This window comes from Streptomyces sp. NBC_00286 (genome assembly GCF_036173125.1).
In the GTDB taxonomy this organism is placed as follows: domain Bacteria; phylum Actinomycetota; class Actinomycetes; order Streptomycetales; family Streptomycetaceae; genus Streptomyces.
On the sequence record NZ_CP108054.1, the window covers coordinates 894,881 to 906,622 of the forward strand.

An 11,742-nucleotide genomic window follows, 5' to 3' on the forward strand; every position below is an offset into this window, starting at 1 on the left:
ACGACACGCTGCCACACCCACCTCCGGAGAGACCATGAAGAAGACCCTCCTGCCCTCAGCCACTGCACGGGCCACCGCCACCGCCACCATCCTGGCGCTGGCCGGCGCCCACATCGCTCCCGCCGGCGCGGCACCGTCCGCCGCCCCCGCGGCATCCGCCGCCGATGACGCGGTGACGCACAGCGACAACGAACGTGTTCCCAAGGGCGCGGCGTGGACCCAGCACTACTTCCCGTCCTCGGACGGCTCCGGCACCGAGCTGCACGCCGACGTCCTGTTGCCGGAAGAGCTGCCCCGGGGCGAGAAGGTGCCCGTCATCCTCTCCGTCGGCGCCTACTTCGGGCACTCCGGAGAGCTCACGGACGAGAAGTGGAAGAAGACCGGCCCGTCCGCACGCTTCAAGGACCTCGCCGAGGGCGGCCACCTGTTCGAGCGGGGCTACGCCCTGGTGCAGGTGGACCTGCGCGGCTTCGGCGGGTCCAGCGGCTGCCTCGACTACATGGGCAAGGGCGAGCAGGCCGACGTCAAGGCGGCGATCGACTGGGCGGCGAAACAGCCGTGGTCCACCGGCAAGGTCGGCATGTACGGCAAGTCGTACGACGCGACGACCGCCCTGGTCGGCAACAACCTGGACCAGGACGCGCTGAAGGCCGTCGTCGCCCAGGAACCCGTCTGGGACATGTACCGCCTGACCCGCTCCAACCGGGTCCCGAAGCTCGGCGGCGCCCTCGCCCCCAACACCTACAACCAGATAGCGCAGTTGCCGCCGCTGCCCGACGACCAGAAGCGCTACCGGAAGAACAGCCAGTACGAGCTGAAGCACCCGGAATGCGCCGCCTACAACACGGACAACAACCTCAAGCCCGACCCCGAGGATCCGTACTGGCGGCAGCGCGACCTGGCGAAGCAGGCCGAGGGGAGCGACACCCCGCTGTTCTTCACCCAGGGCTTCATCGAGTCGAACACCACGCCGGAGGCGATGCAGGAGTACCTCGCGGGCCACCAGGGCACCCAGCGTGGCTGGCTCGGCCAGTGGGACCACGTGCGCGGCAACGAACGCACCGAGGACGGGCGGCTGCAGATGGGTCGCGCGGGCTGGTTCAAGGAGGTGATGTCCTTCTACGACCAGCAGCTCAAGGGCATCGACCCCACGACCGACTACCCGGCCTACGCCATCCAGGACAGCACCGGAACCTGGCGCTCCCAGGACACCTGGCCCCTCTCGGACCGATCCGCCGACGTACCGCTGCACGACGGGTCCTACGTGGACCGGGGCGAGCCCGGCGGCTCGGCGAGCATCCTCACGTGGTCCGAGCCGATCGAGCACGCCGTCCGCGTCACCGGCACCCCCAGGATCCGGATGGAGACCGAGGGCATCGGCAACGTCATGGCCAAGCTGTACGACGTCGCACCGGACGGCTCCGCCGTCATGTTCGACCAGCAGGTCGCCGTCGCGGACGCCTCCGGGCAGGTGGCCGTGGACCTCAAGTCGACCGACTGGCGTCTGAAGGCCGGCCACTCCCTGGCCGTCGAGATCGGCACCGTCCAGGACGGCGTGTGGATCGACACCCCGACCGGTGACCGCATCAAGGTGACCAACGCACGCCTCAGCCTCTCCGTCGACGACCCTGCCGACGACCGGCCCACCGAGGGCAAGCGCTCGCCGTACCTCGACACCTACGTGAAGGCGTACACGACGAAGGAACTGGCCGCGCGGCCCCCGTCGTTCACGGTTCCCACCGCGCGTGACTGAGCCGGGCGCATCACCTGTGGTACAGGCCGACGAGAGCACCGTCCGGGATGTGATCCACCGGTTCAACGAGATCGGTCTGGCCTGCCTGGACCCTCGGTGGGCGGGAGGCCGTCCCCGCCTGCTCAGCACTGACGATGAAGACTTCGTCATCCAGACGGCCACCACGCGACCCGCCAAGCTCGGCCAGCCCTTCACCCGCTGGTCACTGCGCAAACTCGTCGCCTACCTGCGGAAAGTCCACGGCCGGGTCATCCGCATCGGCCGCGAAGCATTACGCTGCCTGCGCACGGCGCGGTGTCACCCCCGACCTCGTGATCGTCGCCACCGGCGGCATGCCCGACCGCAGCTTCCTCACCAAGGGCGAAGGCCTGGTCTCCGACACCTGGGATGTGCTGACGGGCTCGCTGCGCAATCCGCGCGGGGAGATCCTGGTCTACGACGACCACGGCGGCTACCCGGCCATGGACGCCGTGGAGGTCCTCACGAAATCCGGCGCCTGGATCGAGTACGTCACCCCGGAGCGCACCCTCGCCCCCGACGTCGGCAGCATGAACTCCCCTGCCTACCTACGGGCCTTCACCGCGCACGATGTCGTCACCACGCTCGCCCAGCGGCTACGCGCCGTACGCCGCACCGCGGACGGACGGCTCGCCGCGAGCCTCTACAGCGAGTACACCGAGGCCGAGACCGAGCGGATCGTCGACCAAGTCGTCGTAGAACACGGGACGTTGCCGAACGACGAGCTGTACGTCGATCTCCTCCCCGGCTCGACCAACCTCGGCGAGGTCGACCTCCGCGCCCTGCCGGCACACCGCGAGCAGACGGTGATCCGCAACGAGCAGGGCCGCTACCAACTGTTCCGCATCGGCGACGCCGTCACCTCCCGCAACATCCATGCCGCGATCCATGACGCGCTTCGGCTGTGCCTGCCGATCTGAGCGCGACCGCCACGTCAACTCCTGAGATTCACCGGAGACTTGCGATGAACCATGCGACACCCGACGCCGAAGTGGGCGATCTCGTCGCCCGGCGTCCCGTCGGACACAGCCTGGAGGCCCCGTTCTACGTCAGCGAGGAGTTCTTCGGCCTCGACATCGAGGCGATCTTCGCCCGGCACTGGCTGTTCGTCGCCACCGAGGCGGAGGTCCCCGAGCCCGGCGACTATGTGACGGTCACCATCGGGCCGTACTCGATCATCGTCGTCCGCGACGACGACGAGGACGTACGGGCCTTCCATAACGTCTGCCGCCACCGCGGCGCCCGCATCCTGAACGAGGAGCGCGGCTCGGTGGGCAACATCGTCTGCGGGTACCACCACTGGACGTACGGCGTGGACGGCAAGCTGCTGCACGCCGAGTCCCAGGCACCCGGCTTCGACCCGTCATGCTTCGGGCTGCGATCCGTCCACGTGCGTACCCTGGCCGGACTGGTCTACATCTGCCTGGCCGCCGAACCACCCGCCGACTTCGACGAGATCGCCGCCCGCGTCGAGCCGTACCTCGCACCGCACAACCTCGCCAAGGCGAAGGTCGCCACGCAAACCGACCTGGTGGAGAACGCCAACTGGAAGCTGACCCTGGAGAACAACCGGGAGTGCTACCACTGCACCGGCCACCCCGAACTCCAGGCCTGCTACTTCCCCATCTACGGCTACCAGAAGCACGACATCCCGGCGATACTGCGCCCGACGTACGAGCGCTTCCAGCGGGCCGACGCCGAAGCCCGCACGACCTACGAGTCACTCGGCCTGCCTTATGCCACGATCGAGGAACTGGACACCCGCCCCACCGGGTTCCGCATCCAGCGCGAACCCCTCGACGGGGCCGGCGAGTCCTACACTGCCGACGGCACGGCGGCCTGCAAGCGCCTGCTGGCCGACTTCCCCACCGCCCGCCTGGGCCGGCTCTCCTTCCACACCCAGCCGAACGCCTGGTTCCACTTCATGGCCGACCACGCCATCACGTTCTCCGCGATCCCCCTCGGCCCCGACCGCACCCTCGTGCGCACCACCTGGCTCGTGCACGCCGACGCCGTCGAAGGGGTCGACTACGACCTCGGCACGCTGACCAAGGTGTGGAAGGCCACGAACGACCAGGACGCCGTCTTCGTCGAGCGCGCCCAGCGGGGCGTGAGCAGCCCGGCCTATGTGCCGGGCCCGTACGCCCCGGCGGAGGAGCAGGTCGAGGCGTTCGTCAACTGGTACGTCACCCGGCTCAAGGCACACCTGTCACACCTGGAGAGGCAGCGATGACCGAGAGCGAAGAACTGCTGGTGTGCCGTCAGGTCCACCCGCTCACCCACGACGTCACCACCTTCGTGTTCGAGTACGCCGAACCCCGGCTCTTCCGGCACGACCCGGGCCAGTTCGTGACGCTGACCGTGGACATCGACGGCCGGCCGGTCCAGCGTTGCTACACCATCTCCTCCCCGCCCACCCGCCCCTTCCTGCTCACGATCACGGTGAAGCGCGTACCCGGCGGACTCGTGTCGAACTGGCTGCACGACCACCTCAAGCCGGGCGACACCGTGCGCGCGCACGGCCCACTTGGCGACTTCTCGACGGCCCGCCATCCGGCATCGAAGTACCTCTTCCTGTCCGGGGGCGTAGGAGTGACCCCGTCGATGTCCATGACCAGAACGCTGTACGACCTGGCCGATCCGGCCGACGTGGTGTTCGTGCACAGCGCCCGCACCCCGGCGGACATCGTCTTCCGTCACGAACTCGACCTCATCGCCGCGACCGCGCCCAACATCCGCGTGGTCCACGTCTGCGAGGAGGACCGGCCGTACGCACCCTGGGGCGGATACCGCGGTCGGCTGACGCTCGAAACGCTGCGGCAGGTCGCCCCCGACTTCCACGACCGCGAGGTCTTCACCTGCGGCCCCACCGGCTACATGACCGCCGTACGCGCCATGCTCGCGGACGCGGGCCTGGACATGGATCACTGCCACGAAGAGAGCTTCACCTTCGAGACACAGGCCGCCGCGGCCACCACCCCGCCCGCCACCGGAACCTCCGCCGGTTTCAAGATCGAGTTCACCCGCAGCGGCCGCACGATCGAGTGCGACCCCGACACCGCGCTCCTCGCCGCCGCGTCCCGAGCCGGCCTCAGCCTGCCGGCCTCCTGCGCCCAGGGCATGTGCGGCACCTGCAAGGCGCCCCTGCTCTCCGGTTCCGTCGACATGCGGCACAACGGAGGCATACGCCCACGCGAGATCGCCCAGAACAAGGTCCTTCTCTGCTGCTCGAAGCCGTTGGAGGACCTTGTGATCGACGCATGATGACGGGAAAGCATGCCCCAGTAGGCGGATAGCTATCCGCCTGGCCGGACCGACCGGAGTGGGCGATCGCCCGCAGGCGGGTCGATACGGTGCTGACTCCGGACGGCGACAGGCCCTCGAGGCGATGTCGAATGCTTACGCACAACTGATCTCGACGCGCCCCGAACCGCTGCTGACACAGATGCAGGGATGCGTCGCCGTGGCGGCCGCCGAGGCGCAAGGTGATGACCTGATCGGCGAGGTCTCCGAAAATGCGATGCGTCAGCGCACGCCTGCCGCGTCGAGCAGGGTGGTCACCGTGGGCGCGACGAGCCCGGTCAGGTTGTCGGCCTGGATACCCGCGCGGGCACTGGCGCCGTCGAAGACCATGCTGAGCTGCCGGGCCAGCAGGTCGGGATCGCTCGCCCCGCCGCGCTCGGCCTCGGCGCGGAAGAAGGCGGTCAGGTTCGCCTTGACCTGATGGGCGACCCGGCTCGCTTGGTGACTCTGGTCCTTGAGTTCGATCTGCACGGCCAGGTATCGGCAGCCTCGGAACTCGGGTGCCGCTGCCTGCGATTCCACCTGCTCGAAGACGTGCAGGATCCGCTCGCGGGGCGACCGGACGTCGTCCGCTGCGGGCAGGAGAGTTGCCACGTAGGCGGAGGCGCGCTCCTTCAGGCTTACGGCCAGGAGTTCGTCCTTGCTCTCGAACAGCTGGTACATGGAGCGCTTCGACACCCCCGCCGCCTTGCACAGCGCCTCAACGCCGATACTGACGCCGTCTCGGTAGGTGAGCGTGGCCGCCGCCTCCAGCAGTCGCTCCCTGGGGCTCAGTTTCACTTCGGTGGTCATATCGCGAGGTTAACCCGAAGCAGAGAAAAAGCAAACCGATCGGTTTCCCGCAGTCCGGACAGAGGCTCGGCGACGGCCTGGGGGAAGGACCGTCGCCGCCGAGTCATGAGGTGCCAGCGGGCGGTGCAGGGGCAGCGGACCCATGTCGTTGTGGGTGGAGCCGAGGGCATGGTCGACCTGGACCGCTTCGGACTGGACGCTCGCGTAGGTGTGTCGGAGCACGTGGAGCATGTCCCGCCGGGAGTGCCCGCAGACGGGTTGACGCCGGGTGCGGCCGCCCGGCTGCGCAGGTCGACGAGGCGCCATCCTCACGGCCGGTCCAGGGGTCAGCCCGGAGGGTGTCGCTCCTCGCTGGGGCCGCCAGGTTCGGCCGCCGTACGGGGGTGGTCCGGGGTTCGCTCCGGAGTGGTCGTGGTGTCGGGAGGTGCGGGCTGCCGGAGCTTCTTGCGGAGGCTGAGGAGGGGTACGGCGACCGCGAAGACGACGACGAAGGCGAGCAGCGTGGCGGAGACGGGGCGGCCCAGGAAGCCGGTCACGTCGCCGTCGAACATCCGCATCGAGCGCCGGAACTCTGTCTCCAGCAGGTTGCCGAGCACGAAGGCGAGGACGAGCGGGCCGGGCGGCAATCCGACCTTCTTCATCAGGTAGCCGACGACGCCGAGCACGACCACGGCGAGCATGTCGAACATGCTGGAGCGGATCGTGTAGACGCCGATCATGGTGATGAGCACGGTCAGCGGCGCCAGGACGCTGGCCCGGACGCGCAGCACGCGGACGAACAGCCCGATCAGCGGCATGCTGAGGATGATCAGGAACAGGTTCCCGATGTACATGGAGTCGATGACGCCCCAGAACACCTCGGGATGTTCGTCGATCATCTGCGGGCCCGGGGTCACGCCCGCCAGCAGCAGGGCGCCGAACATGACGGCCATGGTCGCGTTGGCCGGGATGCCGAGGGTGAGCAGCGGGATGAACGAGGAGGTGGCGGCGGTGTTGTTGGCCGCCTCCGGGCCCGCGACCCCCTCGATCGCGCCCTTGCCGAACCGCTCGGGCGTCCTGGAGGAGCGTTTCTCGACCGTGTACGCGACCATCGAGGACATCGTGGCGCCGCCGCCGGGAAGGATGCCGAGGAAGAAGCCCACCACCGTCCCTCGGGCGATCGCCCACCTCGACTGCAGGAACTCCGCCCGGCTGGGCCGGGCGCGGCCGACGCGGGGCTTCGGCGGGGCGCCCTGGCGGAGGCGTTCGAGGCTGTGCAGGATCTCGCCGATGCCGAACAGGCCCATGGCGAGGATGACGAAGTCGAGCCCGTCGGCGAGTTGGTCGCTGCCGAACGTGTAGCGAGCGCTGCCCAGGAGCGGGTCGCGGCCCACGGTGGCGAGCAGCAGCCCGATGCTGCCCGCCAGGAGGCTGCGGCGCAGGGATCCGGTGCTCAGGGTGGAGATCATCAGGATGCCGAGCAGCGCGAGCGCGGCGTACTCCGGCGGGCCGAAGGCCAGAGCCCAGCCCGCCACCAACGGGGCCGCCACGGTCAGTCCGACGATGCCTACGGTGCCGCCGATGAAGGAACCGATCGCGGCGATGCCGAGCGCGGATCCGGCCCGGCCCGTACGGGCCATCTCGTAGCCGTCGATGGCGGTCACCACCGTCGAGGCCTCTCCGGGCAGGCGGAGCAGCACCGAGGTGACCGTGCCGCCGTACTGGGCGCCGTAGAAGATGCCGGCGAGCAGGATGATCGCCGAGGCCGGTTCGAGGGTGTACGTGACCGGCAGCAGGATGGCGATGGTGGCGGCCGGGCCGAGGCCGGGCAGCACGCCGACCAGCATGCCGAGTGTCACCCCGATCAGGCAGTACAGCAGGTTCTGCGGCTCGAAGACCACGCCGAAGCCGTCCAGAGCGGGAGTGAGGAAGTCCATCGGATTCTCACAGGTGTTGAGGGATCAGAACGCGACGAGATGAGGCAGCGAGACGCCCAGCGCGACGATGAAGAGCAGATACGACGCTGCACACGCGGCCACTGCCACGGCCAGGCTGAGCCGCCAGCTGTCCCGGCCGAAGCCGCGCATCCACAGCACCAGCAGGAGCACCGTCATGACCTCGAAGCCCACCCGCTCGATGAGCAGGGTGTACGCGACCAGCGACAGGGCGCCCAGGGCCACCACGGCGGTTTGCCGGCTGAACGGCTCCTGCTCGGTGTCCGCGCCGGGATTGAGGAGCAGCGAGGCGGACAGCGTCACCATGGCGAGGCTCACGATCAGGGGCCACAGCCCGGGGCCGGGGTCCGCGGGCGAACCCAACCCCATCGATACGGCCGCCAGGGCGGCGAGGGCGCCGATGCCGAGCGGCACCAGCGCCCCCAGTCGTGCCTGGGTCCTCATGGTCAGCCCTCGGTCTTCAGGTCCAGATCGAATTTGTCGATGAGCTCGCCGTAGCGCTTCTTGGCGGTCTCGACCTGCTTGACGACGGCGTCCGGCGAGGCCTCCCAGCGGCCGATGTAGTTGTTCTCCAGGAACTTGCCGTACTCCGGGTCCTTGAAGGCCTTCTTCAGCGCCGCTCGCAGCTCGGAGACGACGTTGTCCGGCAGTCCTGCCGGACCGGCGACCCAGCGGCGCTGGTCCACGACGACGTCGTGGCCGGACTCGACAGCGGTGGGCACGTCGGGCAGGAAGTCGATGCGCTCCTTGGCGAAAACCGCCAGTGGACGCAGCTTTTCGGACGCGAGATGGGGAGCGGCCTCGGCCACATGGACCGCGCCGACGTCCACCTGGTTGCCCAGCAGCGCGGTCACCGTGGGCGCGCCGCCGTCGAACGGGATGCCGCCGGCTTTGACGCCGGCGTCGCCGAAGAGGAGAGCCTGGGCCAGCTCGCTGCCGGTGCCGGCGCCTGTGGTGCCGTACTTGACCGACTTCTTCGCGAGCAGGTCGTCGAGGGTCTCGATGTCCGACTTCGCCGGGACGACGAGGACGTAGTCCTCCACGGTCAGCCCGGAGATGACGTCCATGTCGGACATCTTGATGGGGTCATCGTCGACGACGGTGTGCGGGCCGATCGACATGAGGGACTGGAAGAGCATGACCAGGCTGTAGCCATCGGGCTTGCGGCCGAGGACCTCTTTGCCGCCCACGGCGCCGTTGGCGCCGGGCTTGTTCTCCACCACAACGGACTGTCCCAGGGGGTCCTCCATCGCCTTGGCTGCGGCGCGCGATATCAGGTCGGTGCTGCCGCCCGGGTCGTTGGGCGCGGTCCACTCCACGGTCTTGGTGGGATAGTTCTCGGCGTCTTCGCCGCTTCCCCCGCCGCCCTGGACCCCTCCGCACGAGGTGAGGGCGAGCAGCGCAGCGGCGCAGACAGCCGCGCCGGCGAGGTGCCGCCCCTGGCGCAGTCGGGCCTGGAACATCATTGTTCTCCTTCATGCGTGGGGTTCTGGCCGGCCGGGGTCACCACCGCGGGAGCGGTGGCTGCGTCCAGCCGGTGGGCTTGCGCCGCATGGCCGCGACGTCGTCGCGGCCATGCCCTGCGGCGTCCGGTCGAACCGTTCGTGCGGGCGGGTCGGCGCATCCCGGGCGGGTTCGACGCCGAGCCCGGGGTGTCGGTGACCTCCGGGCCGCCGTCGGTGAAGGTGCCGGCCAGGGCGCGGACGGCGGCGATCTCCTCGTCGGGGTGGTCGCGGGTGCCGTAGGTCTCACCGATGCCGGCGACGCCGTCGGAGGTCTCTGTTTCGACGATGCTGCGGGGTGTGTACGGCTGACGCACATCGAGGATGTTGAGCAGCGGCGGGTCACTGATGAGGATGGGAGTGACGGTCACCTTGACGGTGCGAGGCGCGCTGCTGAGCACGGCGTTCCCTCACTTCCTCACTTGCCTGTTGCGAGCGCCAGGCCGGTGTGCAGGAGGGCCTCGAGCTGTCCCAGGTGGTCATGGGCCGGTTCCATCAGGGGTGCGCGGACCGGGCCGACCGGGGCTCCGCGGAGCCGGGCCGCCGCCTTGACCAGGGACACCGCATAACCCGTGCCCTGGTCACGCAGTTCGACGAGGGGCAGGTAGAACTCCCTCAGCAGGTGTTCCATTCTTGGGTGGTCTCCGGCCCGGTGCGCCGCGTAGAAGGCGCCCGCGATCTCGGGTGCGAAGGCGTGGACCGCCGAGGAGTAGGCGGGGATGCCGATGCTCGCGTATGCCCGTACCTGCATCTCGGCGGTGGCCACGCCGTTGAAGAACAGCCAGTCGCCGGGCGTCACCAGCCGCAGCCGCTGCATCTGGTCGAGGTCGCCGTGCCCGTCCTTGAGGCCGACGACGCCGTCCACCGTGGCCAGTTCCCTGGCCGCGGCTGTGCTCAGCTTGACCTGCCCGCGCTGGTAGACGATCAGGGGAAGGGGCGAGCCGCTCGCCACCGCGCGGACATGGTCCACGTATCCGCGCTGCGGGGCGGAGATCAGGTAGTGCGGCATGAGCAGCCCGGCGTCCGCGCCGGCCCTCTCCGCGAGCCGGGCGAACTGCAGCCCGAGCGACCAGCCGTACCCGACGCCGGCCACCACCGGGACCTGTCCCGCCACGACCTCGACGGCGGTGCGTACGACGGCGTGGTACTCCTCGGCGGACAGTGAGAAGAACTCTCCGGTTCCGCAGGCGACGAAGACGGCACCCGGGCCGGCGGCGAGCTGCGCAGCCAGGTGAGTGCGGAAGCCGTCGAGGTCGAGTCCGCCTTCAGTGTTGAAGGATGTCAGCGGGAAGGACAGGACACCCTGCGCCATCCCTTTGCGCAGCCGATCCGCCGTCTCGCGGTCACGCTCGACATCCCGAGTCGTCTCCATGAGCGCTATCTGTCTCCGTATGTAGACAGTTGTCTCGTGTGGGAGAGCATGGCTACATGGCTGATAACCGTCAAGCATCGGTGCAAGAATTCTTCGAGTGCATTCGGAAGGGGTGGCGATGAGTGAGCCTGAGGCGGTCAGCGGCGTACGGGGCGTGAAGTCGGCAGCCCGTACGGTCGAGTTGCTTGAGCTCCTGGCCGCGCGGCAGAACCGGCCCGCCCGGCTGCGGGAACTGAGCGAGGCCCTCGGCGCCCCACGCAGCAGCGTCTACGCTCTGCTGCGGACCCTGACGGAACACGGCTGGGTCCGCACCGATCCCTCCGGCACGCTCTACAGCGTCGGCATCCGCGCCCTCCTCGCGGGGACGACCTACCTGGACGCGGACCCTTATCTGCGCATCGTCCAGCCGCTGATCAACGACCTGAGCGCCAAGCTCGACGAGACCATCCACTACGGGCGACTGGACCGCACGGACATCGTCTATCTGGCGACGCACGAATCCAGCCAGTACCTCCGCCCCTTCAGCCGGGTCGGCCGCCGGCTCCCGGCTTTCAGCACGGCACTGGGCAAGGCGCTGCTCGCCGAGCGGCTGGACACCGACCTGGCCGACCATGTTCCCGACACGCTGAAGCCCCTCACGCCGAACACCCACGCCGACCACGACACCCTGATCAAGGACCTGCGGGCCACCGCCGAGCGCGGATACGCCATCGACAACGAGGAGAACTTCGCCGGCGTCGTCTGCTACGGATTCTCACTCCGGTTCACCACACCCCCGATCGACGCGATCAGCTGCTCGATCCCCATCGACCGGCTCAACCCCGCGAGAACCGAGGAACTCATCGAGGCCATGCGGCTCACCCGGCTGTCGATCGAGCGGATGGCGCCGATCGACCACACGATGCCGTAGGGCGTCCGCCCGACGGGACAGCCGCTGCCCGAACCGTTGACCAGGCCGGCTGAGACGACCGTGTCCGTGCCATCGCCGCACTTGGCCAGTTCGGGCAGTGCTGGGACTGAGGCAGAGGACCATCACCATCGGCCCACTGCCGGCCTCAAGGATCGGGA

At 69.0% G+C, this 11,742-nt stretch carries 10 protein-coding genes and 2 pseudogenes; 6 read left to right on the plus strand and 6 right to left on the minus strand.

Features of this window, described 5'->3' with window-relative positions; genetic code table 11:
• Nucleotides 1–34 precede the first annotated feature (34 nt).
• The 5 genes and pseudogenes from OHT21_RS04255 (at nucleotide 35) to OHT21_RS04275 (ending at nucleotide 5,035) form a co-directional block, all read left to right on the plus strand.
• Nucleotides 35–1,753, plus strand: a complete 1,719-nt coding sequence (locus tag OHT21_RS04255) for a CocE/NonD family hydrolase (protein WP_328766858.1) — start codon at nucleotides 35–37, stop codon at nucleotides 1,751–1,753.
• 16 nt (nucleotides 1,754–1,769) lie between these two features.
• Nucleotides 1,770–2,055: pseudogene (locus OHT21_RS04260) on the plus strand (helix-turn-helix domain-containing protein); the annotation flags it as partial.
• A 9-nt stretch (nucleotides 2,056–2,064) separates the two neighbouring features.
• The gene (locus OHT21_RS04265; protein ID WP_328766859.1) at nucleotides 2,065–2,691 is read left to right on the plus strand and encodes a hypothetical protein; all 627 of its coding nucleotides are present in this window, start codon (nucleotides 2,065–2,067) and stop codon (nucleotides 2,689–2,691) included.
• Nucleotides 2,692–2,735: 44 nt separating this feature from the next.
• Entirely contained in the window at nucleotides 2,736–4,004 is a 1,269-nt protein-coding gene (locus tag OHT21_RS04270; protein WP_328766860.1) for an aromatic ring-hydroxylating oxygenase subunit alpha, read from the plus strand.
• Entirely contained in the window at nucleotides 4,001–5,035 is a 1,035-nt protein-coding gene (locus OHT21_RS04275; RefSeq protein ID WP_328766861.1) for a hybrid-cluster NAD(P)-dependent oxidoreductase, read from the plus strand. The genes OHT21_RS04270 and OHT21_RS04275 overlap by 4 nt, the downstream gene beginning before the upstream one ends.
• 261 nt (nucleotides 5,036–5,296) lie before the next feature.
• On the opposite strand, the gene OHT21_RS04280 is transcribed toward OHT21_RS04275, so the two are convergent.
• The 6 genes and pseudogenes from OHT21_RS04280 to OHT21_RS04305 form a co-directional block, all read right to left on the minus strand.
• On the minus strand, nucleotides 5,297–5,866 hold the full coding sequence (locus tag OHT21_RS04280; protein ID WP_328766862.1) for a TetR/AcrR family transcriptional regulator: 570 nt from the start codon (nucleotides 5,864–5,866) through the stop codon (nucleotides 5,297–5,299).
• Between the two features lie 326 nt (nucleotides 5,867–6,192).
• The gene (locus OHT21_RS04285) at nucleotides 6,193–7,782 is read right to left on the minus strand and encodes a tripartite tricarboxylate transporter permease (protein WP_328766863.1); all 1,590 of its coding nucleotides are present in this window, start codon (nucleotides 7,780–7,782) and stop codon (nucleotides 6,193–6,195) included.
• A 24-nt stretch (nucleotides 7,783–7,806) separates the two neighbouring features.
• Complete coding sequence (locus tag OHT21_RS04290) at nucleotides 7,807–8,244, minus strand: tripartite tricarboxylate transporter TctB family protein (protein ID WP_328766864.1); 438 nt, start codon at nucleotides 8,242–8,244, stop codon at nucleotides 7,807–7,809.
• A gap of 2 nt (nucleotides 8,245–8,246) precedes the next feature.
• Nucleotides 8,247–9,266, minus strand: a complete 1,020-nt coding sequence (locus tag OHT21_RS04295) for a tripartite tricarboxylate transporter substrate binding protein (protein WP_328766865.1) — start codon at nucleotides 9,264–9,266, stop codon at nucleotides 8,247–8,249.
• Between the two features lie 272 nt (nucleotides 9,267–9,538).
• Nucleotides 9,539–9,673 (minus strand): annotated as a pseudogene (locus OHT21_RS04300) (glucarate dehydratase); the annotation flags it as partial.
• A 47-nt stretch (nucleotides 9,674–9,720) separates the two neighbouring features.
• Entirely contained in the window at nucleotides 9,721–10,674 is a 954-nt protein-coding gene (locus tag OHT21_RS04305) for a 5-dehydro-4-deoxyglucarate dehydratase (protein ID WP_328766866.1), read from the minus strand.
• A gap of 118 nt (nucleotides 10,675–10,792) precedes the next feature.
• Here OHT21_RS04305 and OHT21_RS04310 point away from each other — a divergent pair, with 118 nt between their 5' ends.
• Nucleotides 10,793–11,584 (plus strand): IclR family transcriptional regulator, encoded by a 792-nt coding sequence (locus tag OHT21_RS04310; RefSeq protein ID WP_328766867.1) that lies wholly within the window; start codon nucleotides 10,793–10,795, stop codon nucleotides 11,582–11,584.
• The last annotated feature ends 158 nt before the right edge of the window (nucleotides 11,585–11,742 follow it).

Coding starts and splice junctions, on each gene's coding strand:
- OHT21_RS04255 (WP_328766858.1), top strand. CDS start 35: ATGAAGAAGACCCTCCTGCCCTCAGCCACTGCACGGGCCACCGCCACC.
- OHT21_RS04270 (WP_328766860.1), top strand. CDS start 2,736: ATGAACCATGCGACACCCGACGCCGAAGTGGGCGATCTCGTCGCCCGG.
- OHT21_RS04275 (WP_328766861.1), top strand. CDS start 4,001: ATGACCGAGAGCGAAGAACTGCTGGTGTGCCGTCAGGTCCACCCGCTC.
- OHT21_RS04280 (WP_328766862.1), bottom strand. CDS start 5,866: ATGACCACCGAAGTGAAACTGAGCCCCAGGGAGCGACTGCTGGAGGCG.
- OHT21_RS04285 (WP_328766863.1), bottom strand. CDS start 7,782: ATGGACTTCCTCACTCCCGCTCTGGACGGCTTCGGCGTGGTCTTCGAG.
- OHT21_RS04290 (WP_328766864.1), bottom strand. CDS start 8,244: ATGAGGACCCAGGCACGACTGGGGGCGCTGGTGCCGCTCGGCATCGGC.
- OHT21_RS04295 (WP_328766865.1), bottom strand. CDS start 9,266: ATGATGTTCCAGGCCCGACTGCGCCAGGGGCGGCACCTCGCCGGCGCG.
- OHT21_RS04305 (WP_328766866.1), bottom strand. CDS start 10,674: ATGGAGACGACTCGGGATGTCGAGCGTGACCGCGAGACGGCGGATCGG.
- OHT21_RS04310 (WP_328766867.1), top strand. CDS start 10,793: ATGAGTGAGCCTGAGGCGGTCAGCGGCGTACGGGGCGTGAAGTCGGCA.